The 25,226-nt window shown below is 69.0% G+C and carries 27 protein-coding genes and 1 pseudogene; 13 read left to right on the top strand and 15 right to left on the bottom strand.

What is annotated here, in order from left to right; genetic code table 11:
* Positions 1–410 (top strand): annotated as a pseudogene (locus QSG27_RS16605) (hypothetical protein); the annotation flags it as partial.
* A 20-nt stretch (positions 411–430) separates the two neighbouring features.
* Here the strand turns inward: QSG27_RS16605 and QSG27_RS16600 are convergent.
* Positions 431–1,798, bottom strand: coding sequence for a pentapeptide repeat-containing protein (locus QSG27_RS16600; RefSeq protein ID WP_306708000.1), 1,368 nt, complete (start codon positions 1,796–1,798; stop codon positions 431–433).
* Between the two features lie 394 nt (positions 1,799–2,192).
* On the opposite strand from QSG27_RS16600, the gene ffh reads away from it, so the two are divergent.
* From ffh to rplS, 5 genes are all read left to right on the top strand, one after another.
* A complete protein-coding gene (ffh, locus tag QSG27_RS16595; RefSeq protein WP_306707998.1) occupies positions 2,193–3,560 on the top strand; it encodes a signal recognition particle protein in 1,368 nt (455 codons plus the stop codon).
* 82 nt (positions 3,561–3,642) lie between these two features.
* Entirely contained in the window at positions 3,643–3,996 is a 354-nt protein-coding gene (gene rpsP / locus QSG27_RS16590; protein ID WP_306707996.1) for a 30S ribosomal protein S16, read from the top strand.
* Between the two features lie 112 nt (positions 3,997–4,108).
* Positions 4,109–4,708 carry a ribosome maturation factor RimM gene (rimM, locus tag QSG27_RS16585; RefSeq protein ID WP_306707994.1) on the top strand — a complete coding sequence of 200 codons (600 nt, stop codon included), beginning with the start codon at positions 4,109–4,111 and terminating at the stop codon, positions 4,706–4,708.
* Positions 4,705–5,505: a tRNA (guanosine(37)-N1)-methyltransferase TrmD gene (gene trmD / locus QSG27_RS16580; protein ID WP_306707992.1), complete on the top strand. Its 801-nt coding sequence runs from the start codon at positions 4,705–4,707 to the stop codon at positions 5,503–5,505. Before rimM ends, trmD begins: the two co-directional genes overlap by 4 nt.
* A gap of 40 nt (positions 5,506–5,545) precedes the next feature.
* Complete coding sequence (gene rplS, locus QSG27_RS16575; RefSeq protein WP_109070757.1) at positions 5,546–5,938, top strand: 50S ribosomal protein L19; 393 nt, start codon at positions 5,546–5,548, stop codon at positions 5,936–5,938.
* 152 nt (positions 5,939–6,090) lie between these two features.
* On the opposite strand, the gene QSG27_RS16570 is transcribed toward rplS, so the two are convergent.
* Positions 6,091–6,984: a DMT family transporter gene (locus QSG27_RS16570; RefSeq protein ID WP_306707990.1), complete on the bottom strand. Its 894-nt coding sequence runs from the start codon at positions 6,982–6,984 to the stop codon at positions 6,091–6,093.
* Between the two features lie 93 nt (positions 6,985–7,077).
* On the bottom strand, positions 7,078–7,275 hold the full coding sequence (locus QSG27_RS16565) for a hypothetical protein (RefSeq protein ID WP_306707988.1): 198 nt from the start codon (positions 7,273–7,275) through the stop codon (positions 7,078–7,080).
* Between the two features lie 249 nt (positions 7,276–7,524).
* Here QSG27_RS16565 and leuC point away from each other — a divergent pair, with 249 nt between their 5' ends.
* The 4 genes from leuC (at position 7,525) to QSG27_RS16545 (ending at position 10,663) form a co-directional block, all read left to right on the top strand.
* Positions 7,525–8,928 (top strand): 3-isopropylmalate dehydratase large subunit, encoded by a 1,404-nt coding sequence (gene leuC, locus QSG27_RS16560; protein WP_306707986.1) that lies wholly within the window; start codon positions 7,525–7,527, stop codon positions 8,926–8,928.
* An 81-nt stretch (positions 8,929–9,009) separates the two neighbouring features.
* A complete protein-coding gene (locus tag QSG27_RS16555) occupies positions 9,010–9,699 on the top strand; it encodes a helix-turn-helix transcriptional regulator (protein ID WP_306708003.1) in 690 nt (229 codons plus the stop codon).
* Between the two features lie 116 nt (positions 9,700–9,815).
* Positions 9,816–10,193, top strand: a complete 378-nt coding sequence (locus QSG27_RS16550; protein WP_306707984.1) for a VOC family protein — start codon at positions 9,816–9,818, stop codon at positions 10,191–10,193.
* An 8-nt stretch (positions 10,194–10,201) separates the two neighbouring features.
* Complete coding sequence (locus QSG27_RS16545) at positions 10,202–10,663, top strand: EVE domain-containing protein (RefSeq protein WP_306707982.1); 462 nt, start codon at positions 10,202–10,204, stop codon at positions 10,661–10,663.
* A gap of 20 nt (positions 10,664–10,683) precedes the next feature.
* Here the strand turns inward: QSG27_RS16545 and QSG27_RS16540 are convergent, their stop codons facing one another.
* The 7 genes from QSG27_RS16540 to rmuC all read right to left on the bottom strand — a co-directional run bounded on the left by QSG27_RS16540 (position 10,684) and on the right by rmuC (position 16,615).
* A complete protein-coding gene (locus tag QSG27_RS16540; protein WP_306707981.1) occupies positions 10,684–12,003 on the bottom strand; it encodes a branched-chain amino acid ABC transporter permease in 1,320 nt (439 codons plus the stop codon).
* Positions 12,004–12,087: 84 nt separating this feature from the next.
* Entirely contained in the window at positions 12,088–12,825 is a 738-nt protein-coding gene (truA, locus tag QSG27_RS16535) for a tRNA pseudouridine(38-40) synthase TruA (RefSeq protein ID WP_306707980.1), read from the bottom strand.
* Entirely contained in the window at positions 12,807–13,760 is a 954-nt protein-coding gene (gene fmt / locus QSG27_RS16530; RefSeq protein ID WP_306707978.1) for a methionyl-tRNA formyltransferase, read from the bottom strand. Before fmt ends, truA begins: the two co-directional genes overlap by 19 nt.
* 25 nt (positions 13,761–13,785) lie before the next feature.
* On the bottom strand, positions 13,786–14,304 hold the full coding sequence (gene def / locus QSG27_RS16525) for a peptide deformylase (protein WP_306707976.1): 519 nt from the start codon (positions 14,302–14,304) through the stop codon (positions 13,786–13,788).
* Positions 14,305–14,451: 147 nt separating this feature from the next.
* Positions 14,452–14,682 carry a hypothetical protein gene (locus QSG27_RS16520; protein ID WP_306707974.1) on the bottom strand — a complete coding sequence of 77 codons (231 nt, stop codon included), beginning with the start codon at positions 14,680–14,682 and terminating at the stop codon, positions 14,452–14,454.
* 107 nt (positions 14,683–14,789) lie between these two features.
* Positions 14,790–14,999: a cold-shock protein gene (locus QSG27_RS16515; RefSeq protein WP_306707972.1), complete on the bottom strand. Its 210-nt coding sequence runs from the start codon at positions 14,997–14,999 to the stop codon at positions 14,790–14,792.
* A gap of 185 nt (positions 15,000–15,184) precedes the next feature.
* Entirely contained in the window at positions 15,185–16,615 is a 1,431-nt protein-coding gene (gene rmuC, locus QSG27_RS16510; protein WP_306707970.1) for a DNA recombination protein RmuC, read from the bottom strand.
* Between the two features lie 201 nt (positions 16,616–16,816).
* Here rmuC and QSG27_RS16505 point away from each other — a divergent pair, with 201 nt between their 5' ends.
* Positions 16,817–17,389: an NUDIX hydrolase gene (locus tag QSG27_RS16505; protein WP_306707968.1), complete on the top strand. Its 573-nt coding sequence runs from the start codon at positions 16,817–16,819 to the stop codon at positions 17,387–17,389.
* A 6-nt stretch (positions 17,390–17,395) separates the two neighbouring features.
* Here QSG27_RS16505 and QSG27_RS16500 read toward each other — a convergent pair whose 3' ends face one another.
* Entirely contained in the window at positions 17,396–18,544 is a 1,149-nt protein-coding gene (locus tag QSG27_RS16500; protein WP_306707966.1) for a ChaN family lipoprotein, read from the bottom strand.
* Positions 18,545–18,699: 155 nt separating this feature from the next.
* On the opposite strand from QSG27_RS16500, the gene QSG27_RS16495 reads away from it, so the two are divergent.
* Positions 18,700–19,437 carry an SDR family NAD(P)-dependent oxidoreductase gene (locus tag QSG27_RS16495; protein ID WP_306707964.1) on the top strand — a complete coding sequence of 246 codons (738 nt, stop codon included), beginning with the start codon at positions 18,700–18,702 and terminating at the stop codon, positions 19,435–19,437.
* A gap of 215 nt (positions 19,438–19,652) precedes the next feature.
* Here QSG27_RS16495 and QSG27_RS16490 read toward each other — a convergent pair whose 3' ends face one another.
* From QSG27_RS16490 to hemA, 3 genes are all read right to left on the bottom strand, one after another.
* Positions 19,653–20,429, bottom strand: coding sequence for an Hpt domain-containing protein (locus QSG27_RS16490; protein WP_306707962.1), 777 nt, complete (start codon positions 20,427–20,429; stop codon positions 19,653–19,655).
* 111 nt (positions 20,430–20,540) lie between these two features.
* Positions 20,541–21,086, bottom strand: coding sequence for a hypothetical protein (locus QSG27_RS16485; protein WP_306707961.1), 546 nt, complete (start codon positions 21,084–21,086; stop codon positions 20,541–20,543).
* A gap of 184 nt (positions 21,087–21,270) precedes the next feature.
* Positions 21,271–22,485: a 5-aminolevulinate synthase gene (gene hemA / locus QSG27_RS16480; RefSeq protein ID WP_306707959.1), complete on the bottom strand. Its 1,215-nt coding sequence runs from the start codon at positions 22,483–22,485 to the stop codon at positions 21,271–21,273.
* A gap of 452 nt (positions 22,486–22,937) precedes the next feature.
* Here hemA and QSG27_RS16475 point away from each other — a divergent pair, with 452 nt between their 5' ends.
* Positions 22,938–23,345 carry a hypothetical protein gene (locus tag QSG27_RS16475; protein ID WP_306707957.1) on the top strand — a complete coding sequence of 136 codons (408 nt, stop codon included), beginning with the start codon at positions 22,938–22,940 and terminating at the stop codon, positions 23,343–23,345.
* Between the two features lie 88 nt (positions 23,346–23,433).
* On the opposite strand, the gene QSG27_RS16470 is transcribed toward QSG27_RS16475, so the two are convergent.
* Positions 23,434–24,810, bottom strand: coding sequence for an aspartate aminotransferase family protein (locus QSG27_RS16470; protein ID WP_306708001.1), 1,377 nt, complete (start codon positions 24,808–24,810; stop codon positions 23,434–23,436).
* Between the last annotated feature and the right edge of the window lie 416 nt (positions 24,811–25,226).

The raw sequence follows: 25,226 nt of genomic DNA, 5'->3' as shown, positions 1-25,226 counted from the left end.
ACGCCGCGCCGGCGATCCGCCGGGCGCTGGCGGCGGCGCTGGCGCTGGCCGACCCCGGCTGCCGGCTGATGCCCGCCGGGGAGGCGGGGCGGCTGGAAGGGGTGGTGGAAACCCTGACCTACCGGAACAAGGCGCTGGCCCACGCGCTGGAACGGGTGTCCTTCCGCCCGCTGGACGGCAAGCTGACCCAGGTGCGCGACGCCGCGCAGATGTTCGGCTTCGTCAACGAATGGTGCTTCGACGAGGACCGGGTGGTGAAGCGCTTCCGCGAGTTGGCCCCGGTCTATCATCCGGACACCGGGGTGGTCGCCTGCCGCGACCGCATGGCCCAGTTGATCGACGCGCGCAACCTGCTGATCAACCACGTCCGCACGGCCTACCGTTCCGGTCCCTGGACGCGGCGGCCCTGAAAACGCCCTGACAAGGGCGCTCAGGTGCCGGTAAGGGCTTCGTCGACCCCGATGGCCTCGGACAGGCGGGTGCCGTCCAGCACCGTCCCGTCGAGATCCGCCCCGGTGAGGTCGGTGCCGGTCAGGTCCGCCTCGCTCAGGTTGGCGCCGCGCAGGTCGGCCCCGGCGAGGTTGGCGCCGGACAGGTTCACCTTGCGCAGGTCGGCGTTCTTCAGGACCGCCATGCCCATGCGGGCGCGCTGGAGGTTGGCACGCCAGACGTGGCTGCTGGAGCCGTGGATGTGCACGGGGCCGAGCTGCGCCTCGGTCAGGTTGGCGCCGGTCAGGGTCGCCCGCTCGAAATTCACGCCGCGCAGGTCGGCCTTGGTGAAGTTCACCTTGCGCAGGTCCGACAGCGACAGGTCGGCGATGGCGAGCGAGGCGCCCATCATCGAGGCGCCGCGCAGCGTGATGCATTGCAGGATGCCGGCGGACAGGTTGATGCCTTCCAGCTTGCGCCCCGACAGGTCGAGCGAGGAGAGGTCGGCGCGCTTGCCGTCCTTGCCGCCGCTGTCGATCCAGGCGAGGTGCAGGGTCAGGATGTTGCGCAGGTCGTCGTCCGGGTTCTCCAGCACCTTCGCCATCACCGCGGCGGACAGGTTGGGGGAGCGGAGCTGGGCCGCGTCCAGGATGGCGCCGATCAGGTTGGTGTTGGTGAAGTTGGCGCGCCCGATGGCGCAGCCGGTCATCACCGCGCCGGACAGCCGGGCGCCGGTCAGGTTCGCCTCCGACAGGTCGGCGTCGGTCAGGTCGCAGCCCGTCAGGTTGGAGTTGGTCAGGTTGGCGCGCATGAACTTCGTGCCGCGCAGGATCGCGTCGGTCAGGTCGGTCTGCATCACGAAGGCGTTCGCCACCTTGGCCCGCGACAGGTCGGCGCCGCGGATGACCGCCGCCGTCAGCTCCGACGTGATGACCGAATCCTCGAAGCTGTGATGCGTCATCTCCCCCGAAGGGGTGTAGTGCAGCAGCGTGCCGTCGCGCAGGTCCACCTCCACCAGCACGGCTTCCGACAGGACGGCGCCGCGCAGGCAGGCCCCGCGCAGGTCGGCGCGGCGCAGATCGGCCTTCTCCAGGTTGGCCAGCCGCAGGTCGGCGGCGTAGAGGTTCGCGTTGGTCAGGTTGGCCCGCGTCAGCCGGGCGCTGAACAGCTTCGCCCCCGACAGGTCGGCGTCGGACAGGTCGATGCCGGACAGGTCCAGATGCGACAGGTCGCGCATCTTCAGGTTCGCGCGCACGCCGCCCGGCTGGCTCTTGCGGAAAGCCTGATGCCGGAGAAGGATCGTGTTGAGCTGGCTCTGCGTCAGCTTCGTGCGCGGCGTGTTCGTTCCGAGGCCTTGCGCGGGGGGCATCAGGGAAATCCCGGGTTGGTGTCGCGGCCCACTCTAAAGAAGAGCCGCGAAGAAAAAGTTAACAATCGGTAACGCTTTATTCAAGTGCGCCTCGAATGCGTTCTATCACGGGCGCTGGGCCGGGGCGGCAAAGCCCTTGGTTGCGTAAGGGAATAGTGGCCTTTCCCGGCCGGTTCCGCAAGAGGTCCCGTCGCGGCGCGCGTGCAGCATGGTTGACTCCGCCCCCCGCGATGCGTATGGTCCGCCGACCTGCATCCGTCGAGCCATCGACCGGGTACCGCCGGCCTGCGTGCCGGGGACCTCCGCCAGTCCGCGAGTTTCGCGCACTGGCTCGTTTGTGCTTGAGCCGATCGCGTTCGAGCGGATGGAGACCGAAACTGAGGACCGCTGACCCATGTTCGATGGCCTGACCGGACGCCTGGGCGACATCTTCGACAAGCTGCGCCGCCGCGGCGCGCTGAGCGAGGAGGACGTCAACGCCGCGCTGCGCGAGGTGCGCGTGGCGCTGCTGGAGGCCGACGTCGCCCTGCCGGTGGTCAAGCAGTTCGTCAGCCAGGTCAAGGAACGCGCCGTCGGCCAGGAGGTCCTGCGCTCGATCACCCCCGGCCAGCAGGTCATCAAGATCGTCCACGACAACCTCGTGGAGATGCTGGGGCAGGGCGAGGACATCAACCTCAACGCCGCCGCCCCCGTGCCGATCCTGATGGTCGGCCTCCAGGGCTCGGGCAAGACCACCAGCACCGCCAAGATCGCCCTGCGCCTGAAGAACCGGGACCGCAAGAAGGTCCTGATGGCTTCGCTGGACGTGCGCCGCCCGGCGGCCCAGGAGCAGCTCAAGGTTCTGGGCGAGCAGACCGGCGTCGCCACCCTGCCCATCGTTCCCGGCCAGGACCCCGTCGCCATCGCCCGCCGCGCCATCGAGACGGGGCGCCGCGAAGGCTACGACGTGGTCATGCTCGACACCGCCGGCCGCCTGTCCATCGACGAGGAGCTGATGGCGGAGGTCGCCGCCGTGCGCGACGCGACCAAGCCGGCGGAGACGCTGCTGGTCGCCGACGCCATGACCGGCCAGGACGCGGTGACGGTCGCCACCAACTTCAACGACAAGGTGGGCATCACCGGCATCCTGCTGACCCGCGTGGACGGCGACGCCCGCGGCGGTGCCGCCCTGTCGATGCGCCAGATCACCGGCAAGCCGATCAAGCTGCTGGGCATGGGCGAGAAGATCGACGCCCTGGAGGCCTTCCACCCCGACCGCATCGCCGGCCGCATCCTCGGCATGGGCGACGTGGTGTCGCTGGTCGAGAAGGCCGCCGAGACCATCGACAAGGAAGAGGCCGAAAAGCTCGCCCGCAAGATGGAGAAGGGCCAGGGCTTCGACCTCGACGACATGGCCTCCCAGCTCAAGCAGCTGCGCAAGATGGGCGGCATGTCCGGCCTGATGGGCATGCTGCCGGGCATCGGCAAGATCAAGAACCAGCTCAAGGACGCGAACATCGACGACGGGATGATCAAGCGCCAGGAGGCGATCATCTCCTCGATGACGAAGAAGGAGCGCAAGAACCCCGACCTCATCAAGGCGTCGCGCCGCAAGCGCATCGCCGCCGGTTCCGGCACCAGCGTGCAGGAGGTGAACAAGCTGCTGAAGCAGTTCGACACCATGCGCGGGATGATGAAGCAGGTTCAGAAGCTGGGGCAGAAGGGGCTGATGCGCCACGGGCTGCAAAGCCTTCTGCCGAAGAATTTCCGGGGGCCGCACTGAGCCCCCGGCGAAAGCACCGCGCGACGAGCGCGATCACGTTCAACCGCACATCAAGCGACTACACCAAGGAAGCGACTGTCCCATGTCCGTGAAGATCCGTCTGGCCCGTGGTGGCGCCAAGAAGCGCCCGTTCTACTCGATCGTCGTCGCCGATTCGCGCAGCCCGCGTGACGGCCGCTTCATCGAGAAGATCGGCACCTACAACCCGATGCTGCCGCGCGAGCACGAGCAGCGCATCGTCCTGGACGCCGAGCGCGCCAAGCATTGGCTGTCGGTCGGCGGCCAGCCGACGGACCGCGTCGCCCTGTTCCTGGCGAACGCCGGCCTGATCGCCAAGCCGGAAGTCCGCGAGACCCCGAAGAAGTCCGCCCCGAAGGCCAAGGCGCAGGAGCGTCTGAAGGCCGAGGCCGCCGCCAAGGCCGCCGCCGAGGGCTGATAAAGGGAAGGCTCGTTGCCCCCACCCTCCCGCTCCGCGGGTCCCTTCCTCCCCCGCTTCGCAGGGGAGGGTCAGGGAGGGGGCAGAATGCCCGCAACGCACACGCTCAGCCATGTCCATGAAAGTCTGCGTCGGCCAATTCGCCGGGGCGCACGGCGTCCGCGGCCTCGTGAAGGTGAAAAGCTTCACGGAGGACCCGGGAGCCGTGGCGTCCTACGGCCCCCTCTCGGACGAGCGGGGCGCCCGGCGCTTCACGCTGACGCTTCAAGGCACCATGAAGGACCTGTTCCTGGTCCGCGTCGATGGCATCGCCACGCGCGAGCAGGCGCAGGAGCTGACCGGTGTCCGGCTCTATGTGGACCGTTCCGCCCTGCCCGAGACGGAGGACGAGGACGAGTTCTACCACGCCGACCTGATCGGCCTGCGTGCGGAACTCGCCGACGGCACCGTCTGGGGCACGGTGAAGGCGCTGTACGACTTCGGAGCCGGTGACGTGCTGGAGATCCGCACGGAATCGGGGCCGCTGGAGATGCTGCCCTTCACCCGCGCCTGCGTTCCGGTGGTCGATGTGAAGGGAGGCCGTGTCGTGGTCGATCTTCCCGCCGTCATCGAAGCGCGCGAGGGCGAGGCGGAAGACAGTGCAGTGGTTGGCGACGGAGAGGTCGCGCCGAAGGGCGCGGATGACGCTGAAGACGAGGGAACCCGCCCGTGAATCACGGCGCTTCCGGTTCTCTTGCCTGGACGGTCAAGGTTCTGACGCTGTTCCCGGAGATGTTTCCGGGTCCGCTGGGGCTCAGCCTCGCCGGAAAGGCGCTGGAAAATGGAGTCTGGGCGCTGGAATCAGTGGACATCCGCTCGTTCGCGCGCGATAAACACCGCTCCGTCGACGACACCCCCTTCGGCGGAGGGGCCGGCATGGTCATGCGGCCCGACGTGCTGGACGCGGCTCTGACCGCGACGGCGGGTTCTCCGGGCACTCCTGGACGCGGACGGGCGATCTACCTGTCGCCCCGCGGACGGGTGCTCGACCAGGAGCTGGTCAAGGAGCTGGCGGCCACCCCGGTGGTCACCCTGCTCTGCGGCCGGTACGAAGGGGTGGACGAGCGGGTGCTGGACGCGCACGGCCTTGAGGAGGTCAGCCTCGGGGATTTCGTGCTGTCCGGCGGCGAGACCGCCGCCCTGTGCCTGATCGACGCCGTGGTGCGCCTGCTCCCCGGTGTCATGGGCAATGTGGAGACGGCGGGCGAGGAAAGTTTCGAACGGGGGTTGCTCGAATACCCCCACTACACCCGGCCCGCGGTCTGGACCGACGGGCAGGGTGTGGAACGGTCGGTCCCGGACATCCTGTTGTCCGGCCACCACGAGAAGGTTCGCGCCTGGCGGCTCGCCGAGGCGGAGCGGATCACCCAGGCCCGGCGTCCGGACCTGTGGGACCGCTACGAGGCGGGGCGCAAGGCCGAGGGTCAGATTGGGAAACGGGGTCGCCGGCGCGGCCCGAAACCAGAGTGACGGTCCGCCGCGAGGCGCACCGATGGAAAGGGGTAGTGTCATGAACCTGTTGCAGCAGCTCGAGCAGGAGCAGATCGAGAAGGCCCTCGGCGGCAAGACCATTCCGGAGTTCTCGCCGGGCGACACCGTCCGCGTGAACGTGAAGGTGGTCGAGGGCACGCGCGAGCGCGTCCAGGCTTACGAGGGCGTCGTGATCGCCCGCCGGAACGCCGGCGTGAACTCGTCCTTCACCGTCCGCAAGATCAGCTACGGCGAGGGTGTGGAGCGCGTGTTCCCGCTCTACTCCCCGCGTCTGGAGTCGATCGAGCTGGTCCGCAAGGGCGCCGTCCGCCGCGCCAAGCTGTACTATCTGCGCGACCGTCGCGGCAAGTCGGCCCGTATCGCCGAGCGCACGACCGGCCGCGGCATGAACACGAAGGCCGCCGCGGAGTAATCCGGCGCCCTTCCGTTCGGTACGCCTACACCAGCACCCGCCCGGAGCGATCCGGGCGGGTGTTCGGCGTTGGGCAATAAAAAAAGCCCTCCCCTGCAACACGGGGGAGAGCTGGGTGGGGACCCAACTCAACCACTCCCCGAACCACCCCCCTACCGCGCCCGCATCGTCGTCAGAATCCCCGCCCCGATCAGCGCCACCGCGGCCAGCACGCCGATCGTCAGCGGCTCGCCCATGAAGACCGCGCTCAGCAGCAGGGCGGTGACCGGAACAAGGCAGATGATCTGCCCGGCCTGGGCGGCGGGCATGGCGGTCAGCGACTTCGCCCACCACCAGAAGCACAGCCCCGTCGCGATCACCCAGTTGAAGGCGAGCACGCCGCCCAGCGCGGGTGTCCAATGGATGGGCCGGGCGTGCTCCGCCGCCAGGGCCAGCGGGGCGGTGGCCAGCGCGCTGACGGCGATCTGCCAGAAGGTCTGCGTCCAGAAGGGGGTGCGCCAGCCGCCGTGCCGCTGGCCCCGGCGGCGGTAGACGGTGGCGCCCAGCGCCCAGCTCAGCGCGCAGGCCAGCAGCAGGCCGTTGCCCGTCAGCACCGCCGGGTCGCTCCAGTCCAGCAGCGCCGGGTTGAAGAAGATGAGAACGCCCGCGAAGGTCAGAAACGCGCCGATGACCCGTCCGCGGGTGAAGCGCTCCCCGGCCAGCAGCACGCCGAGCGGCAGCGCCCACATCTGCATGGTGTAGGCCAGCACCGCGGCCCGCCCCGGCGGCACCACCCGCAAGCCGATGGAGCTGAGATCCAGCATGCCGGCGATCTGCAACAGCCCGACCAGGGCCAGCGGCCAGCGTTCCCCGCGCTGCGGCACAAGGGGAAAGCGCAGCACCCGCGACAGCAGAGCCAGCACCGCCGCCGCCCCGGCGAAGCGCAGAAGGCAGAAGGTCAGCGGCCCGATGTCGGACAGGGCCAGCTTCATCAGGGGCCAGTTGGCACCCCAGAACAGAACGATCCCCGCAAGCTGCGCGTAGACCGCCGCACCCGGCCCACTCATGAGTCCTCCCACCCCGATTTTGCCGCATCCTACGGCGCGGGCGGGGGCGGGAGGTCTGCGTTCCCCGTGCGGCAGCCCCGCAAGGGGCCGGCGTTACGGCGTGGCGCCGGTCGAGAAGCCGGTCAGAACCTGGATGCCGAACCAGCCGCCGATGGCGAACAGCACCAGAAGGATCATGGTGGTGGCGATGGCGATGTTGGTCTGGCGGATGCGCCGGCAACTGGGGCAGCCGGGCAGGTCGGCGGGATAGGGCCGTTCGCAGCGTTCACAGCGGACAGTGCGGTCCGTCACGGGATAACCCTTCATCCTATGGGGCGGTGCCGGACGCTACCATAGGGCCGCCCCGCCCGCCACCCAACGGGCGGGGGATGGGACCGCCGTTTTTTCCCGATGCGGCAGGGCGGGTGTTTTCCACAGCCCCGGCCCTGTCCCGGCCTTGTCCTGGTTGAAAGAGACGGCTATTGTGCCGCCCTCTTACCGCACGCTTCGTTCGTCCGGTCTGTGGTTTGCGAGAGAGAATTGCCGCGAGAGAGAGTTGCTATGTCCAAGCCGCGCACCCTGTTCGACAAGATTTGGGACAGCCACGTCGTCCACCGTCAGGACGACGGCACCTGCATCCTCTACATCGACCGCCATCTGGTCCATGAGGTGACCAGCCCGCAGGCGTTCGAGGGGCTGCGGCTTGCCGGCCGTCCGGTGCGCCGCCCGGAAGCCACCCTCGCCGTGCCCGACCACAACGTCCCGACCACCGACCGCTCCAAGGGCATCACCGAGGAGGAGAGCCGCATCCAGGTCGAGACGCTGGACAAGAACGCGCGTGATTTCGGCGTCCGCTATTTCCCGATGGACGACGTCCGCCAGGGCATCGTGCACATCGTCGGTCCGGAGCAGGGCTTCACGCTGCCCGGCGCCACCATCGTCTGCGGCGACAGCCACACGGCCACCCACGGCGCCTTCGGCGCTCTGGCCTTCGGCATCGGCACGTCGGAGGTGGAGCATGTGCTGGCCACCCAGACCCTGCTGCAGAAGCCGGCCAAGAACATGCTGGTCCGCGTGGACGGCGAACTGCCGCCGGGCGTGACCGCCAAGGACATCGTGCTGGCGATCATCGGCAGGATCGGCACCGCCGGTGGCACCGGCCACGTCATCGAGTTCGCCGGCGAGGCCATACGCGGCCTGTCGATGGAAGGCCGCATGACCGTCTGCAACATGGCCATCGAGGGCGGCGCCCGCGCCGGCCTGATCGCTCCGGACGAGAAGACCTTCGAGTATGTCAAGGGCCGCGCCCTGGCTCCGAAGGCCGGCGCCTGGGAGCAGGCGGTGGAGTACTGGAAGACCCTGCCGTCGGACGAGGGCGCGGTCTACGACACCACCGTCGTGCTGAACGCCCCCGACATCGTTCCGCAGGTTACCTGGGGCACCAGCCCGGAGGACGTGCTGCCGATCACCGCGACCGTGCCGAACCCGGCGGACGTGGCCGACGCCGGCAAGCGCGCCGCGGTCGAGCGCTCGCTGGCCTATATGGGCCTGGAGCCCGGCCAGAAGCTGACCGACGTGAAGGTGGACACCGTCTTCATCGGCTCCTGCACCAACGGCCGCATCGAGGATCTGCGCGCCGCCGCGGTGATCGCCCAGGGCCGCAAGGTGGCCGAGGGCGTGCGCGCCCTGGTCGTCCCCGGTTCGGGTCTGGTGAAGGAGCAGGCGGAGGAAGAGGGTCTGGACAAGATCTTCACCGAGGCCGGCTTCGAGTGGCGTGAGCCGGGCTGTTCCATGTGCCTGGCCATGAACGCCGACCGCCTGTCGCCGGGCGAGCGCAGCGCCTCGACCTCCAACCGCAACTTCGAAGGCCGCCAGGGCCGCGGCGGGCGCACCCACCTGGTCAGCCCGGCCATGGCCGCGGCCGCGGCGGTGACCGGGCACCTGACGGACGTGCGCAGCCTGTAAGCTCTCACGGTCTGCTGTGAAGCCCGAAGCGGGGATGGCCTTCAAGCCGTCCCCGCTTCGGCGTTTTAGGGGCATCCTCCGCTGTCGCGCGCCGAACGCCTCATCGATCTGATCCAGTGCCTCCGCCGCCACCGCCGGCCGGTCAGCGGGCATGTGCTGGCCGACGAACTCGGCGTCAGCCTGCGCACGATCTACCGCGACATCGCCACCTTGCAGGCGCAGGGCGCCCGCATCGACGGCGAGCCGGGCGTCGGCTATCTCCTCCAGCCCGGTTTCCTGCTGCCGCCGCTGATGTTCGCGGAGGAGGAGATCGAGGCGCTCGCCCTCGGCATCCGCTGGGTGGCCGACCGGGCGGACGGCTCGCTGGGGGCGGCGGCGCAGAACGCGCTCGCCAAGATCGCGGCGGTGCTGCCGCCGGACCTCCGCGACCGCATGGACGCCTCCGCGCTGCTCGTCGGGCCGGGCGAACCCATCGTCGGGGACGGCGTGGACCTCGCCATCGTCCGGCGGGCCATCCGGAGCGAGCGCAAGCTGTCCATCGCCTACCGCGACCGCGACGGGGCGCCCACCGACCGCACCATCTGGCCCTTCGCCCTCGGCTTCTTCGACCGGCTGCGCGTCCTGGTCGCGTGGTGCGAGCTGCGCGGGGCGATGCGCCATTTCCGTGCCGACCGCATCGTCGCCGTGACGGCGCTGGAGGCCCGCTACCCGCGGCGGCGGCAGGCGCTGCTGAAGGAGTGGCGGGAGGCCGAGGGCATCCGGGAGCGGTGAGCGCTTTTTGCGCGCCTCCCCACACGGCTGCTGACAGAAACTGTCAGTGTCCTCGCCTAGCATGGGCTTCGCCGGACGGGATCGCCCGCACCGCAGACCAGCGAGGAAACCAGCCCATGTTCAGCGCCAACATCATTCTCCTCTACGTGGACAGCCCGACCGCCAGCGCCGCCTTCTACGCCGATCTGACCGGCAAGCCGCCGGTCGAGGCGTCGCCCACCTTCGCCATGTTCGCCCTGGACTCCGGCGTCATGCTGGGCCTGTGGTCGCGCCATACGGTGGAGCCGGCGGCTTCCGCCGGCCCGCTCGGCGGCAGCAGCGAGATCGGCTTCCGCGTGGCCGGCGCCGACGCGGTGCAGGCCCTTCACGACAACTGGGTGCAGCGCGGCCTGACCATCGCCCAGCCGCCCACCGCCATGGACTTCGGCCACACCTTCGTCGCGCTTGACCCGGACGGGCACCGCCTGCGCGTCTTCAGCCCCTTGGAAGCGTGAGGCCCGCCATGAACCGGACCACGAGCCAGACCACGAGCCAGACCACGGGCCGAAGCTGGATCGCCATCGCCTCCGCCGAGCATGTCCGGCGGGGGCGGGCGGAGGGCTTCATGCAGGTCTGCCACGGCAAGGCGGCGCCGCTGCGCCGCATCCGCCCGGGGGACCGCGTCGCCTACTACTCGCCGACCGAGCGGTTCCAGGGGAAGGACCGATTGCAGTCCTTCACCGCCGTGGGGATCGTGCGGGACGGCGACCCCTACCAGTTCGACATGGGCGGCGGCTTCGTCCCCTTCCGCCGCGACGTGCGGTGGCTGGACGGGCGGGAGACGCCGATCCAGCCCTTGCTCGACCGGCTGGATTTCTCCGCGGGGGTGCGGAACTGGGGCTATCCGTTCCGCTTCGGACTGTTCGCGGTCACCGACCGCGACCTGGACACCATCGCCGCGGCCATGGGGGCGGTCCTTTCCTGACCGGCCCGGCGGGGGGCCGGTCAGTCCCCCCGCCCGCGGCTTCGGCCCATCAGCCCGTCCGGGCGGTAGATCAGGAACAGGGTGAGCAGGCCGAAGGCCACGATGTCCTTGTAGGCGATGGCGAAATAGGCCGACCAGAAGGTTTCCACGAGCCCCAGAAGCGCACCCCCCAGCATGGCGCCGGGAACCGACCCGATGCCGCCCACCACCGCGGCAGCCAGCGCCTTGAAGCCCACCAGATAGCCCGTGTAGAAATTCACCCCGCCGTAATAGAGCGCGATCACCGCCCCCGCCGCCGCGGCCAGCGCGCCGCCGACCGCGAAGGTGGTGGCGACGGTGCGGTCCACATCCACCCCGACCAGCTCCGCCGCCGCCACGTCGTCGGCGCAGGCGCGGTGGGCGCGGCCATAGGCGGTGCGCTGCATGACCGCCCACAGCAGGGCGTACAGCCCTCCGGTCATCAGAAGGATCACCGCCTGGGACGTCAAGGCCGTGACGGTGAAGGCGCCGTCGCTGAACAGCTCGTGGCGGTCGGCCAGGAAGGGGGCGGGCCACCAGTCGCGGGCGCCATGCAGAAGCCTCATCCCCTCCTGATAGGCGATGGACAGGCCCACGGCGGCGATCAGCGGCGTGTGGGTGTGGGTGCGGCGCAGCCGGCGGAAGACCAGCCGGTCCATCGTCCAGCCCTGCACGGCCGTGAAGGCCATCACCGTGGCGAAGACGCCCAGCACCGCCAGCGGAAGGCTGCCCAGCCCGGCCATGCCCAGCGCCGCCGCCCCCATGGCGGTCAGCATGGCGCCGATCATGGTCAGTTCGCCCATCGCCAGATTGATCTGCCCCAGGATGCCATAGACCAGCGTGTAGCCCAGCGCGAGCAGCCCGTAGACGCAGGCCACCGTGGCCGCGTTGATGACCTGTTGCAGGAAGAACAGCAGCGGCGCCCAGTCCGTCCGCGGCCCCGGCGGCGGTCCCGCCGATTCCGGCGGCAGGCCGAGGCGGGAGGCGGGCAGCCCGGCCCAGACGCGCAGCATGGTGAATTGCATGGGTGTCAGCCACCCCATGCGGTCGGTCGCCGCCGCCACCAGCTCGTGCCGGCGCGAATCGAAGAAGCGTCCGCCGAACCGGCAGGCGATCCAGTGGGTCTCGGCCCCCGCGCGGTAGGACAGGCGCACCGCCGGTTCCTCGCCAGCCATCTCCGTGGTGTCCACGACGGTGAAGGGGCCGGGTTCGAAGGCGGGGATCAGCTTCCGGCACAGGGCCGCCTGATCGCCGTCCACGCCGCAGCCGGTCAGCAGCAGCAGGGCAGCCAGCAAAAGGAACGGCGCAAGGAGTCGATGCACGGCGGAGGAGACCCGGCCGGTTGTTCGTTCGCCTGGGACTCTATCGGCTATCGATGGAGAGCGCCAGCCGCCGCCTTCCGGGCGTCAGTAGCGGGCGCCGACGAAGTACAGCCCGTCCGGCGGCGCGGTCGGCCCGGCGGCGGAGCGGTTGCGCGCCTCCAGCGCCCGGCGCAGGTCGTCGGCGGTCCATTTGCCGGCCCCGACCAGCTCCAGCGTGCCCACCATGTTGCGCACCTGATGGTGCAGGAAGGAGCGGGCGGCGGCGTGCACCCGGACCTCCTCGCCCACCCGCTCCACGGCCAGCCGCTCCAGCGTCTTGACCGGGGAGTTGGCCTGGCAGAGCGAGGCGCGGAAGCTGGTGAAGTCGTGCTGTCCCACCAGGACCTGCGCGGCCTCGTGCATCGCCTCCGCGTCCAGCGGGCGCATGACGTGCCAGGCGCGGCCCGTCTCCAGGGCCAGCGGGGCGCGGCGGTTGACGATGCGGTAGACGTAGCTGCGCCCCAGGCAGGTCATGCGGGCGTGGAAGTCCTCCGGCACCGCCTCGGCCAGAAGGACGGCGACGGGGGCGGGCTTCAGGTGGAAGTTCAGCGCGTCGCGCAGCTTCAGCCCGGTGAAAGGCTTCTCCAGGTCGAAATGGCAGACCTGCCCCAGCGCGTGTACGCCCGCGTCCGTACGTCCGGAGGTGTGGACGCGTACGGTCTCGCCGGACAGGCGTTCGATCGCCTCCTCCAGCGTCTGCTGGACGGAGGGGCCGTTGTCCTGCCGCTGCCAGCCCACGAAGGGCCGGCCGTCATATTCGAGGGTCAGTTTCCAGCGCTGCATGCGGCGTCGTCGAGAAGGGTGCCGACCGGCAGGGCGAAGCCGCGCAGGAAGGCGGCGCCGTCCACCGGACCCTTGCCGGGCCGCTGGACCAGGGTGAGGCGTACGGCCCCGTCCGTGCAGGCGATGGTCAGGCGGTCGTCCAAAAGCGTTCCGGGCGCGGCCTTGCGTGCCTCGGGCGCGGGTTCGGCCTTCAGCACCTTGATGCGTTCGCCCTTGATGTCGAACCAGCAGCCGGGCCAGGGGGTGAGGGCGCGGACCTGCCGTTCGACGAAGGCGGCGTCGCGCGTCCAGTCGAGCCGGCCATCCTCGCGCGTCAGCTTGGCGGCGTAGGTCACGCCCTCCTCCGGCTGCGGCTCGGCGGTCAGGCGGCCTTCGGCGAGGCCGTCGAGCGCCTGCACGATCAGGCGGGCGCCCATGTCGGCCAGGGCGTCGTGCAGGCTGCTGGCGGTGGTCTCCGCGGTGATCGCCACCGCGTCCTTCAGGAGCATGGCGCCGGTGTCCAGCCCGATGTCCATCTGCATGATGGTGATGCCGGTCTCCGCGTCGCCGGCCAGGATCGAGCGCTGGATCGGCGCCGCCCCGCGCCAGCGCGGCAGCAGCGAACCGTGCACGTTCAGGCAGCCCAGACGCGGCGCGTCGAGGACCGGCTGCGGCAGGATCAGCCCATAGGCGGCGACCACCGCGGCGTCAGTCTTAAGGTCGGCGAACTCGGCCTGCGCCTCGGCGTTGCGCAGCGATTTGGGGGTGCGCACGGGGATGCCCCGCTCTTCGGCGAAGCGGTGGACCGGCGACTTCTGCACCTGCTGCCCGCGCCCGGCGGGGCGGGGCGGCTGGCTGTAGACGCAGACCACCTCGTGCCCGGCATCGGCCAGGGCGCGGAGGCTGGGCACGGCGAAGTCCGGCGTGCCCATGAAAACGAGGCGGAGCGGCGTCATGACGGGTCGTCCAGTGTCGATAGGGTTAGGCGCCGGCGCCCGTGCGCTGCATTTTCTGCACTTTGCGCAGGATCATGTTGCGCTTCAGCATCGACAGGTAATCGACGAACAGGACGCCGTTCAGATGGTCGATCTCGTGCTGGATGCAGGTCGCCAGCATGCCGTCGGCCTCGAGCTCGCGCGGTTCGTTCTTCTCGTCGAGGTAACGGACGCGGATCGCCGCCGGGCGGGTGACTTCGGCGAACTGGTCGGGCACCGACAGGCAGCCTTCCTCGCACACCGCGGTGTCGTCCGACTTCCAGACGATTTCCGGGTTGGCGAGGCGGATGGGGTTCGGCTCCTCGTCCTTCTCGTGCACGTCCACGACGATGACGCGCTCCAGGATGCCGATCTGCGGGGCGGCGAGGCCGATCCCCTTCGCGGCGTACATGGTCTCGACCATATCGTCCATCAGCTTGGCGACGCGGGCGTCCACCTTTTCGACGGGCTTCGCCTTCTGCTTCAGGACGGGATGCGGGGCGACGAGGATATCCAGAACGGCCATGGGAGCTCAGCAACGGTGCGTGGAGATGCGGCAATCTGTCAAAATATGGGGGGCGGGCCACGAGGTCAAGGAAGGCGGAAAACGCAACCCGCCAATGTCATGCCCGCCAATGTCATGCCCGCCAATGTCATGCCCGCCGGCCGCGCCTCACAGCGGGGAGCGGGTGATCGACTTGATGGGACCGCGGGGGTTGCCGGACATCTCGGCGATCTTGCGGTCCTGCTCCTCGATGAAGGCGCGGGCCGGCTCGTCGCCGTCCAGGCCGCCCACCAGGGCGCTGGGAACCTTGCGGTTGGAGGTGCGGGCGCCGTCTTCGTACAGAATGTCGAACAGCACGAAGGCGCTGTCCACCGGTTGCTTCTTCTTGGGCTTGGCCATGGGGGGAACTCCGAAAGTCAGGACGATGCTTGTAGAAGAAAAGCGCGCAACGGAAAAGGGCACCGGTTGCCCGGTGCCCCTCCCGATGCCGTGCCGTGAGGCGTGGCTCAGACGGCCTTAAGGTTCTCCGCCGAGGTCTTGCCGCGCTTCGGATCGCGCTGTTCCTCGTAGGAAACCTTCTGGCCCTCGTTCAGACCGCGCAGGCCCGCGCGCTCGACCGCGGAAATGTGGACGAAGACGTCCGGGCCGCCGGTTTCCGGCTGGATGAAGCCATAGCCCTTGGTGCTGTTGAACCACTTGACGGTACCGACAGGCATGATTGCCCTCCGATTGAATGAATGGCGCCGCATCGGCCGGTGCAGCGCATCAGACTGTGTCCAGGCATAGCGACGATCTGGGCACCCGAAGGCGTAGCAGGCCGGCAGTCCGAAGCAGAATGACAGGAGGGAAATTGGGACCGGCCCCGCCCATTGCAAGGCGAAACAGGGGGGCGCGCCTCCTGTCACGCCCTGGCCGCCGCCCGCAGCTCCGGCGCCTGGAGCGGGCGGGGGGCGTGGTCGAGCGGCTCCAGCAGCGGAATCTCCTCGGCGCTGTCGGGGGTGGCGTGCAGGTCGCGGAAGCGGCGGGCGGTGACCAGCACGCGGGATTCCAGGCTGCCGACCGCCCCGTTGTAGCAGCCCACCGCCCGGTCGAGCTGCACGCCCAGCCGCTCCATGTGGCCGCCCAGATCGTGCAGGCGCTTGTACAGCTCGGCGCCCAGCGCGCTGATCTCGCGGGCGCTGTCGGTCAGCCGTTCCTGGCGCCAGCCATAGGCGACGGCGCGCAGCAGGGCGATCAGCGTCGTCGGGGTGGCGAGGATCACCCGGTGGTCGATGCCCGCCTCGATCAGAGCCGGGTCGTGCTCCAGCGCTGCGGAGAAGAAATTCTCGCCGGGCAGGAACAGCACCACGAACTCCGGGGAATCCTCGAACTGGTCCCAATAAGCCTTGGTGCCGAGCTGCTTCATGTGCTCCCGCACATGGCGGGCGTGGCGGGACAGGCCGTCGCGGCGGGCGCCGTCGTCGCCGGCCTGCACCCCGTCGAGATAGCCTTCCAGCGGCGTCTTGGCGTCCACCACGATGGTCTTGCCGCCCGGCAGCTTGACCACGAGGTCGGGGCGCAGCCGCCCGCCGGCACTCTCCACGCTCATCTGCTCCACGAAGTCGCAGTGGTCGAGCATCCCGGCCATCTCGCAGACCCGGCGGAGCTGGATCTCGCCCCAGCGCCCGCGGGCCACCGGGCTGCGCAGGGCGCGGACGAGGTTGCCGGTCTCGGCGCGAAGCTGGGCCTGGGTCTCGACCAGCGACAGCACCTGCTGCCTCAACCCCTCGTAGGCGCCGGCCCGGCTGCGCTCCATCTCCTGGATCTGGCCGTCCATCCGCTCCAGCGACTGGCGGACCGGGGCGACGATGTCGGCGATGGCGGTCTGCCGCTTCTCCAAGTCGCCGCGCGCCTGCTCCTGGAAGGTCGCCAGCGTCTCCTTGGCAAGGTCGAGGAAGCTCCGGTTGTTCGAGCGCAGGGCCTCCGCCGAGAGAGCCTTGAAGCTGTCGGACAGGGTGGCTTGCGCGCGTTCCAGAAGGGCCAGCTTCTCCGCCGCCGACGCGCGCTCGCGGGCCAGCGTGGTGGACAGCTCCGCCTGCCGCTCGCGGGCGGCGGACAGCTCGCCGTTCAGCCGGGCGACCTGATGGTCGCGGGCCTCCACCTCCTCCCGCAGCTCGTCCTCGATTCGCTCCGCGACGTCCAGCCGGGTGGCCAGTTCGGCCCGGATGGCCGCGGCCTCCGCCTCGGCGCGTGCGGCGAACAGGCGCACGATCATCCCCGCGAGGACCGCCCCCAGAAGGGCGCCGGCAAGGACGCCGAGCGCCACCGACGGTGCGTCGAACGCGAACTGCATGAAATTCCCCAAAGATCGCTCCGGATGCGAGACTACAGGCGAGACTACAGGAACGAATCGGGAAAGAGAACGGGCAATGAACAAAGCCGAACGGCCCCCGTCCCTCCGGACAGGGCGGCCGGACAGGGCGGCCGGACAGGGCGGCCGGACAGGACGCGATACGGGCTTGCTCCCCGTACCCGTCTGCGCCATATCCGACGGATGCCCGACGATCCGCCTCCGAAACCAAGCCTTCCCCAAGGCCCCCGCGTCCGCGCCATCCCGCCCGGCGAGGACCGCGAGCGGCTGATGTGTCCGGATTGCGGCTACATCGCCTACCAGAACCCGCTGATCGTCGTCGGGTCGGTGGCGGTGTGGGAGGACCGCATCCTGCTGTGCCGCCGTGCCATCGAGCCACGCAAGGGCTATTGGACCCTGCCCGCCGGCTTCATGGAGGAACGCGAAAGCACCATGGAGGGCGCGGCCCGCGAGGCGTGGGAGGAGGCGCGGGCGCGGATCGCGATCGATTCGCTGCTGGCCGTCTACGACATCCCACGCATCAGCCAGGTGCAGTTGATCTTCCGCGCCCGCCTGCTGTCGCCGGACGTGTCCGCCGGGCCGGAAAGCGCGGAGGTCGGGCTGTTCCGCTGGGAGGAGATCCCGTGGGACGATCTGGCCTTCCCGACCGTCCAGTGGGCCTTGCGGGAACACCGCTCGCGGCTGGGCCGCAGCGACTTCGCCCCGGCGGTGAACCCCACGCCGGACATTCTGGCACAGTGGGAACGGATGCTGTAGCCGCCGCTATTCCGCCGGGAATTTGGCCACCAGCTCCGCCGTGCCCTGGTCCCTTTTGACCGTCAGGGGCAACCATGTGCCGGGGGCCTGCCGCTGCACCACCGCCGTCAGGTCGGACGCCTCGCGGACCGGAGTTCCCGCCGCGGCGACCACGATGTCGCCCGCCGCCAACCCGGCGGCGGCGGCGACGCTGCCCTCGGTGACGGCGCGCACCCGCACCCCGTCCCGGCCCGGCTCCAGCATCACGCCCAGCCGCGGGCGGGGCGTGTCGGGCGTCGTCTCGCCGTCGCCCAGCCCATAGACCGCGTCGGCGATCCGCCCGTCCAGTTCGCCGCAGGGGCGGTCCGAGTCCCAGGGCAGCAGGACCACGCTGTCCCCGATCCCCAGATCGGTAAGCTGGTGAGGGACGCCGTCGCGCCCTTCGATGTGCCCCTGGCCCAGGATGGCGACGACGGTTCGGTTGGTCCGGCGGCGGGCGTCGGCGATGCGCTCCGCCATGGCGCGGTCCCAGACGGATTGCGCCTCGACGAAGCGCTCGAAGCTGCCGGACCGGCGCTCGGTCGGGCCGTGGGCGGCCATGGCCTCGCGCAGCCGCTCGGTGTAGGAGGGCGGGGGAGGGGCCGGGTCGCCCACGCCTTCGCGCTCGGCGGCGGGAATGGCGGTCCAGCCCTCACGCGCGGTGCGGCTGACCAGCCCGCGGTCCACGTTCAGCGCGATCACCGGCAGCCGGTTCATGCGCGCGAAATGCAGGATCGGCAGGTAGAAGCGCGCGTCGTAGCCCCAGACCTTCGGCCAGTTGGTCTCGCGCAGAAGCTCCGCCTCGGTCAGTTGCCCGGCGCTCCAGCGGTCCAGAACCGGCTGGACGCTGCGCGGGAACATCTCCATGCCGACCGCCAGATCGGGGTTCAGCGCGTGCAGCGCCGCAAGCGTGTGGAGTTGCCAGCGGTGATGGTCGGCGCTGTCGTGCCGTTCCCCCAGCAGGACGGCGGGGGACGCGGCGGCCCGGCGCAGCAGACCGGCGGCGCCCAGCGGGCGGGCGGAGGCGTCGGCCCAGCCGCCGGGCGGCACGCAGGCGGCGGCCTTCGCCGCGGCACCGCTTCCCATGCCGGCCAGGAGGCCGCCGGAAAGCAGGCCGGAAAACAGAAGGACAGCCATCAAACGGGGAAGCACGTCGGCGGTCCTCCAAGGGGCAGGGCGCGGTCGGGACAAGGCTGAAGGTTGGGCGGCGCGGCGCGCCAGTCAACGGGTCCAGGTTCGGACGGCAACGGCCCCGCTGGCGCGGCGGCGCGAAGCGGGTTATCGTGGACATCATGCCGCACCGTAAAACCGTCATTCTCACCGGCGCCAGCCGGGGCATCGGCCACGCCACCGTGCAGCGCTTCAGCGCCGAGGGCTGGCGGGTCATCTCCTGTTCCCGCGAGGAGGTGCCGGATCATTGCCGGCGCGATCCGAACTGGACCCACCACATCCCGACGGACCTGTCCGATCCGGACAGCCGCGCCCGCTTCCTGGAGGAGGCCAACCGCGCGCTGGACGGCGCGCCGTTGCACGCGCTGGTCAACAACGCGGGTATTTCACCCAAGACGCCGATCAAGGAGCGTCTCGGCTGCCTGAACGGGGCCATCGAAGGCTGGCACCGGGTGTTCGAACTGAACTTCTTCGCCCCGCTGGTGCTGGCGCGCGGCTTCGCGGCGCCGTTGTCGCGGGGCAAGGGGGCGGTCGTCAACGTGACTTCCATCGCCGGCCACGCGGTGCACCCCTTCGCGGGGTCGGCCTATTCGACCTCCAAGGCGGCGCTGTCCGGCCTGACCCGCGAAATGGCGGTGGAATTCGCCGAGATCGGCGTGCGCGTCAACGCCGTGGCGCCGGGCGAGATCGAAACCGCCATGACCGGCCCGGAATACGACGTGCTGATCCCGCGCATCCCGCTGAAGCGCATGGGCACGCCGGAGGATGTGGCGGCGGTGATCTTCTACCTGTGCGGCCCCGATTCGGGCTACGTCACGGGGACGGAGATGTTCATCACCGGGGGGCAGCACTTGTATTGATGCGGGTGGCTGCCCGTTGGTGGACAACTGGGTTCACACGGATTTCATAGATTTTTTCACGGATGACACGGATTTTTTGATGGCTTGTTCAGTAGGGGCTGATCGAACAGCCGATGCTGAGCAAGCCATCAAAAAAATTCGTGAAATCCGTGCTTCAAATCCGTGCAATCCGTGAAGACCCTGTTGTCCGTCGAGAATCCAACCCCTCAGCCCCCTCAGCCGAGGTTGTGCTTCGCCACCACCGCCGCGAAGTCTTCCCCGAAATGCTCGCCGACGCGGATGACCGAGACGCCGTGCGGGATTTCCTTCAGGGCCGGGTTGTCCAGGTTCATGGAGGTCAGCAGCGCCATCGGCACGTTGTGCGTCACGCTCATGGCGCGCAGGCCGCGGATCAGGTCCAGGCCGGACAGGCCGTCCATCACCATCGACGCGATCAGCATGTCCGGCGGGACGCGCACGGCAAGGCTGATCGACTCGATGGGATCGCTGACCGTCACCGTGCGGAAGCCGCAGGCCGCCAGCTCCGTCCCCACCTTCTTGGCGACGACCTTGGACGGGGTGACCAGCATGATCTCGACGTTGCTGATCTGGATGTCGGTGATCTCGAACTGGTAGCGCACCGGCAGGGCGCGGATGATCTGGTTCGTTTCCGCAACCTGAGGCTGCTCAGCCCGGTCCACCAGCTGCGCGATGCGGTCCACGAAGGTCTGCGCGTCGTTCAGCTCGCGCTGTTCCAACTGCTTCAGGCCGGACAGGTAGTCTTCCAGGCGGTGCGCGACGAGGCTGACCGTCGGATAGCCGAAGCTGGTGCCCATGCCCTTGAAATTGTGGGCTTCCAGGCGCAGCACGCCGATGGCCGCGCTGTGCTCCCGCGTGCCCTTGGCCACGCCGTCCAGCGCGGCGTTCATCACTTCCAGCCGGTCGCGGGCGTCGTCGATGAATTCGACGCGCAGGCGGTCTTCGAGATCGTCGGGCGACAGGTTGGAAGCCATGGCGGGGGTCCTGACTATGCTTTCGGGTTAGGCAGTTTGTCCCCGAAGTTACACCAGAACCCTAACGCGAAACAAACGCTCGCATGAAAGGCGGCTAAAACGCCGCGCCGCTCACAACCGCGACAGGAGATTGTTGAACCAGTTCAGCCGTTCTTCGGCCTGGGCGATGTCGTGGTCCAGCCATTCGGCGAAATGACCGTCGCTTCCCGCACTCGCCCGCTTCAGGTCGCCCAGCCGGGCCAGCTCCGTTTCGCAGAGGGAGGCGAGATGGTCGATCTGGTCGCGCTGCGACTCGACGTCCAGAAGATGCAGGAAGCGCAGCTTCAGCGCGATGACCAGCTTGTTCACCCCGTCCGCCGACGGCGCGCGCACGTTGGCGCGCATCAGCGTGCCGAATTCGGTCTTTCCGACCGCGGTCGCGCCGAGCAGGGCGTTGTCCTCCATGCCGGTGCCGTCCAGCGCCTCGATCAACCCCTCGTAGCGCAGCATCTCCAGCGAGGTGCCCATGAGGTCGAGCGACGGGCCGACGATGCGGTCGAGGAAATGGCGGAGCGCGCCGGCCAGATCGGCGTAACGCTGCGGCCCGTTCTGGATCAGCGTGCCCAGGACGGCGAGGCGCACGGCCTCCTTCGGCATCAGCGAGTTGTCACGGTACATGGCGAACTCCTGGACGGTGGCTGTCGGGCGGTGGCTGTCGACGTTTGCGGGCCGAACGTTGCGAAACGTTCTCATCGACGCCTAAAGGTAAGGCGCTCCGGCCCACAAGTCCAGAGCGCCGATGACGCCATCGCAGGAGATCACGGAATCCCTCCTCCGTCCAGGACGAGGGATCGGTGGTGGATCAGGCCGCCAGACGCAGGTCCAGGCGGCTCCACACGTCGAGCAGCGCCTCGACGAGGCGCGCCATGTCGGCGTCGCCGTGCAGCGGGGTGGGGGTGAAGCGCAGGCGCTCCGCCCCGCGCGGCACGGTCGGGTAGTTGATCGGCTGGACGTAGATGCTGTGCCGCTCCATCAGCTCGTCCGAGGCGCGCTTGCAGCGGTGGGCGTCGCCGACCATCACCGGGACGATGTGGCTGGCCGACGGCATCACCGGCAGGCCGGCGTCGGCCATCAGGCGCTTCAGCGTCGCCGCGCGCTCCTGGTGGCGGTCGCGCTCCGTCTGGCTGGTCTTCAGGTAGCGGATGCTGGCCAGCGCCCCGGCGGCCAGGACCGGCGACAGGGAGGTGGAGAAGATGAAGCCGGCGGCGAAGCTGCGGATGCAATCGACCAGCGCCGTGGAGCCGGTGATGTAGCCGCCCTGAACGCCGAACGCCTTGCCCAGCGTGCCTTCGATGATGGTCAGCCGGTCCATGGCGCCGTCGCGTTCCGCCACGCCGGCGCCGCGCGGGCCGTACATGCCGACCGCGTGCACCTCGTCCAGATAGGTCATGGCGCCGTGCTTCTCCGCAACGTCGCACAGGTCATGGATCGGGGCGACGTCACCGTCCATGGAATAGACGCTCTCGAAGGCCACGACCTTCGGGCGGTCCGGGGCGATCTGCGACAGCAGCTCGTCCAGGTGCTTGGGGTCGTTGTGGCGGAAGATGTGCTTCTCGGCGCCGCTGTTGCGGATGCCGGTGATCATCGAATTGTGGTTCAGCGCGTCCGACAGGATCACGCAGTTGGGCAGCAGCTTGCCCAGCGTCCCCAGCGTCGCGTCGTTGGAGACGTAGCCGGAGGTGAAGAGAAGGGCCGCCTCCTTCTGGTGCAGGTCGGCCAGCTCGCGCTCCAGCAGCACATGGTAGATGTTGGTGCCGGAGATGTTGCGCGTCCCGCCGGCCCCGGCGCCCACGCCGTCGATGGCGTCGTGCATCGCCTTCAGAACGACCGGATTCTGGCCCATGCCCAGATAGTCGTTGGAGCACCAGACGGTGACCTCCCGCTCCTTCCCGGCGGCGTCGCGGAAGGTGGCTTTCGGAAAGTTCCCCGCGTGCCGTTCGAGGTTGGCGAAGACCCGGTAGCGGCCATCCTGCTTCAGGGTGGCGATCTGGGTGCGGAAAAAGCTCTCGTAATCCATCGCGCGTTCCGTTCGCGTTCATCCGAAGGGGCGGGTGCCGTCCGGACGATCCAGCCGCCGGGCCTAGCACGTTAGGAAGATGGCATGATCGTCGCCGCGTTGCCACCCGGCATTGACCGAGGTCAAAAGGTCCGTCCTGCGAAAGTCCAATCCCGGCGGCCCGGCGGACCGGCTTGGCTTTCGGTGCCGGCGATCCGCTGAACAGCCTATGCCATGGCCGGAGCGTGGCGAATCGTTGCGATGATCCGGAAATTCTCTTTCTCGCCCATGTTTCAATGTTGACGTTCAATGTCGTTGAATATTTTCAATGTATAATGGACAGGACGGCCGGATTGTTTCCTTTCCAATTACGCCAATTACCTTTGTCATGACCATTTTACGCGCAAGGTCGTATGGACGCTGACAGGGAGAGGATGGGAAAATCCACTCAAGCCGTTGACGAGGAGTGCTGCATGATGAATGCCGTTCTGACGTTCGACAGCGCGCGGGGCCGGCAGACATCTGGTCCGGAACTGGCCCGCGCCACCGGTGGCAACAAGGTCATCCCCTTCCGCCCGTCCTCCCGCCCAGCCCCCCTTGCGGCGGCCAATCCGGCTCCGTCCCTGCCGCGGCGTCCCGCCGTGCCGCCTCCGGTCCGCGCCGAAACGCCGTCCCGGGCGGCGGAACCGGCGCCGCAGCCGGTGCGTCTGGCGCGGCTGGTCCATATGGCAAGCGTCGGCGGCTATGTCGCGGTGCTCAACGGCTCGCTGGTGGAACTGGATGGGCGCATGGTCTGGCCGACCGCCGAGGCGCTGCTCCGCGACGCGGCGGCGGCGGACATGGCGGTCTCCACGCTGATCATCGACACCGCCCGTTCCTGACCCCGCCTGTTCCTGACCCCGCCTTCCAACGCAAAGGGCCGCCCGCGCCGTTCGGCGGGGCGGCCCTTCGTGGTACCGCGGCCTGTGCTTACCCGCGCAGGACGGGGATCGCGGCGTCCAGCGCCGTGGTCAGGCGGTCGAACAGGATGTTGATGTCCTCCTCGCCGATGACCAGCGGCGGGCAGAGCGCCACGCTGTCGCCCATGGCGCGGATGATCAGGCCGTTCTCCTGGGTCAGCGCGTTGACGACGGCGCCGGCCCGGCCCACCGGCTCGAACGGGGCCTTGGTCTCCTTGTCGGCGACCAGTTCGATGGCGCCGATCAGGCCGACGCCGCGCGCCTCGCCGACCAGCGGGTGGTCGGCCAGAGCCTTCAGCCGGCGCTGGAACAGCGGGGCGACGGCGCGGACATGGCCGACCATGTCCCGCTCCTCGTAGATCTTCAGCGTCTCGATGGCGACCGCCGCCGCCACCGGATGGGCGGAGTAGGTGTAGCCGTGGCCGAAGGTGCCGATCTTCTGGCTTTCGTCCACGCAGGCCCGATAGATCTTCTCCGACACCATGACGGCGGAGATCGGCAGATAGCCGGAGGAGAGCTGCTTGGCGCAGCTCAGGATGTCCGGCTGCATGCCCATGGTCTGGCTGCCCCAGAAATTGCCGGTGCGCCCGAATCCGCAGATCACCTCGTCGGCGACCAGGAGGATGTCGTACTTTTTCAGGACCGCCTGGATCTTCGCGAAATAGGTTGCGGGCGGGACGATGACGCCGCCGGCGCCCATCACCGGTTCCGCGAACATGGCGGCGATGGTCTCCGGCCCTTCGGCCAGGATCTGCTTCTCCAGGCTTTCCGCCAGACGGGTGGCGAAATCCTCCTCGCTCTCGCCCGGCTCGGCGAAGCGGTAGTGGTGCGGACAGTCGGCGTGGTGGATGCGCGCGATCGGCAGGTCGAAATCGCGGTGGTTGTTCGGCAGGCCGGTCAGGCTGGCCGTCGCCACGGTGACGCCGTGATACGCCTTCACGCGCGACAGGATCTTCTTCTTCTCCGGACGGCCCAGCGCGTTGTTGTAGTACCAGATCAGCTTGACGACCGTGTCGTTCGCCTCGGAACCCGAGTTGGCGAAGAACACCTTGGACATCGGCACCGGCGCCAGCTTGATCAGCCGCTCCGCCAGGTCGATGCCCGGCTCGTGGCTCTTGTGGCCGAAGACGTGGTAGGTCGGCAGCTTGCGCATCTGCCGGGTGGCCGCCTCGACCAGGCGCTCCTCGCCCCAGCCCAGCGACACGCACCAGAGGCTGGCCAGCCCCTCGATGTATTCCTTGCCGCTGTCGTCGAAGACGCGCACGCCCTCGCCCCGCTCCACGATCAGGGGGCCCTGGGTCTCGTGCGCGTGCAGGTTCGTGTAGGGGTGCAGGAAATACGCCTTGTCGCGGCTGGCCGCGGAATTACCGATCGTTGCGGTGCCCATGTCGGTCATGTTCGCTTTCCCTGTGTTCGCTGCCGGAGCCGTTCGTTGCCGGTGCCGGTCCGCCGGTGTTGAAAATGTTAAACGGCGGCCTTGATCATACGCATGGTTGGCCCTCCCGACAAAGCCGGAGAATCGGTCGGTGGAGCGGGCATTCCCGCCATGCATGGCGCCCCGCGTCGCGGCATTCCATGGTGGCGGCGCTTTTCGCCACAGAGACACGGAGACACGGAGTGATAAAGACATGAGGGCTGGATCGCCTCCGGTCGGATTTCTGTGTCTCCGTGTCTCTGTGGTCCATCCTTGCGCACAGGCCCGCCGCACAGGTTCTCGGGGGCTTAACAGGTCGCGGAAAAACGAACATATTTCGGCTTTTTGCCTCTGCTGAGGCTTGGAAATGGCGTTTCCGCCGCCCGTTT

The sequence above is a fragment of the Azospirillum isscasi genome, assembly GCF_030849505.1.
GTDB lineage: Bacteria > Pseudomonadota > Alphaproteobacteria > Azospirillales > Azospirillaceae > Azospirillum > Azospirillum isscasi.
This window is presented reverse-complemented; position numbering and strand designations above follow the sequence as displayed.

Excerpts from the sequence above, each read along its gene's own strand:
- QSG27_RS16470 (WP_306708001.1), bottom strand. The coding sequence starts at position 24,810 with ATGGGCACCGCAACGATCGGTAATTCCGCGGCCAGCCGCGACAAGGCG.
- QSG27_RS16495 (WP_306707964.1), top strand. The coding sequence starts at position 18,700 with ATGCCGCACCGTAAAACCGTCATTCTCACCGGCGCCAGCCGGGGCATC.
- QSG27_RS16600 (WP_306708000.1), bottom strand. The coding sequence starts at position 1,798 with ATGCCCCCCGCGCAAGGCCTCGGAACGAACACGCCGCGCACGAAGCTG.
- QSG27_RS16570 (WP_306707990.1), bottom strand. The coding sequence starts at position 6,984 with ATGAGTGGGCCGGGTGCGGCGGTCTACGCGCAGCTTGCGGGGATCGTT.
- ffh (WP_306707998.1), top strand. The coding sequence starts at position 2,193 with ATGTTCGATGGCCTGACCGGACGCCTGGGCGACATCTTCGACAAGCTG.
- QSG27_RS16485 (WP_306707961.1), bottom strand. The coding sequence starts at position 21,086 with ATGTACCGTGACAACTCGCTGATGCCGAAGGAGGCCGTGCGCCTCGCC.
- def (WP_306707976.1), bottom strand. The coding sequence starts at position 14,304 with ATGGCCGTTCTGGATATCCTCGTCGCCCCGCATCCCGTCCTGAAGCAG.
- QSG27_RS16500 (WP_306707966.1), bottom strand. The coding sequence starts at position 18,544 with ATGGCTGTCCTTCTGTTTTCCGGCCTGCTTTCCGGCGGCCTCCTGGCC.
- fmt (WP_306707978.1), bottom strand. The coding sequence starts at position 13,760 with ATGACGCCGCTCCGCCTCGTTTTCATGGGCACGCCGGACTTCGCCGTG.
- QSG27_RS16550 (WP_306707984.1), top strand. The coding sequence starts at position 9,816 with ATGTTCAGCGCCAACATCATTCTCCTCTACGTGGACAGCCCGACCGCC.
- leuC (WP_306707986.1), top strand. The coding sequence starts at position 7,525 with ATGTCCAAGCCGCGCACCCTGTTCGACAAGATTTGGGACAGCCACGTC.
- QSG27_RS16490 (WP_306707962.1), bottom strand. The coding sequence starts at position 20,429 with ATGGCTTCCAACCTGTCGCCCGACGATCTCGAAGACCGCCTGCGCGTC.
- QSG27_RS16520 (WP_306707974.1), bottom strand. The coding sequence starts at position 14,682 with ATGGCCAAGCCCAAGAAGAAGCAACCGGTGGACAGCGCCTTCGTGCTG.
- rimM (WP_306707994.1), top strand. The coding sequence starts at position 4,109 with ATGTCCATGAAAGTCTGCGTCGGCCAATTCGCCGGGGCGCACGGCGTC.
- QSG27_RS16505 (WP_306707968.1), top strand. The coding sequence starts at position 16,817 with ATGCCCGACGATCCGCCTCCGAAACCAAGCCTTCCCCAAGGCCCCCGC.
- truA (WP_306707980.1), bottom strand. The coding sequence starts at position 12,825 with ATGCAGCGCTGGAAACTGACCCTCGAATATGACGGCCGGCCCTTCGTG.
- rmuC (WP_306707970.1), bottom strand. The coding sequence starts at position 16,615 with ATGCAGTTCGCGTTCGACGCACCGTCGGTGGCGCTCGGCGTCCTTGCC.
- QSG27_RS16475 (WP_306707957.1), top strand. The coding sequence starts at position 22,938 with ATGATGAATGCCGTTCTGACGTTCGACAGCGCGCGGGGCCGGCAGACA.
- rplS (WP_109070757.1), top strand. The coding sequence starts at position 5,546 with ATGAACCTGTTGCAGCAGCTCGAGCAGGAGCAGATCGAGAAGGCCCTC.
- QSG27_RS16515 (WP_306707972.1), bottom strand. The coding sequence starts at position 14,999 with ATGCCTGTCGGTACCGTCAAGTGGTTCAACAGCACCAAGGGCTATGGC.
- rpsP (WP_306707996.1), top strand. The coding sequence starts at position 3,643 with ATGTCCGTGAAGATCCGTCTGGCCCGTGGTGGCGCCAAGAAGCGCCCG.
- QSG27_RS16545 (WP_306707982.1), top strand. The coding sequence starts at position 10,202 with ATGAACCGGACCACGAGCCAGACCACGAGCCAGACCACGGGCCGAAGC.
- hemA (WP_306707959.1), bottom strand. The coding sequence starts at position 22,485 with ATGGATTACGAGAGCTTTTTCCGCACCCAGATCGCCACCCTGAAGCAG.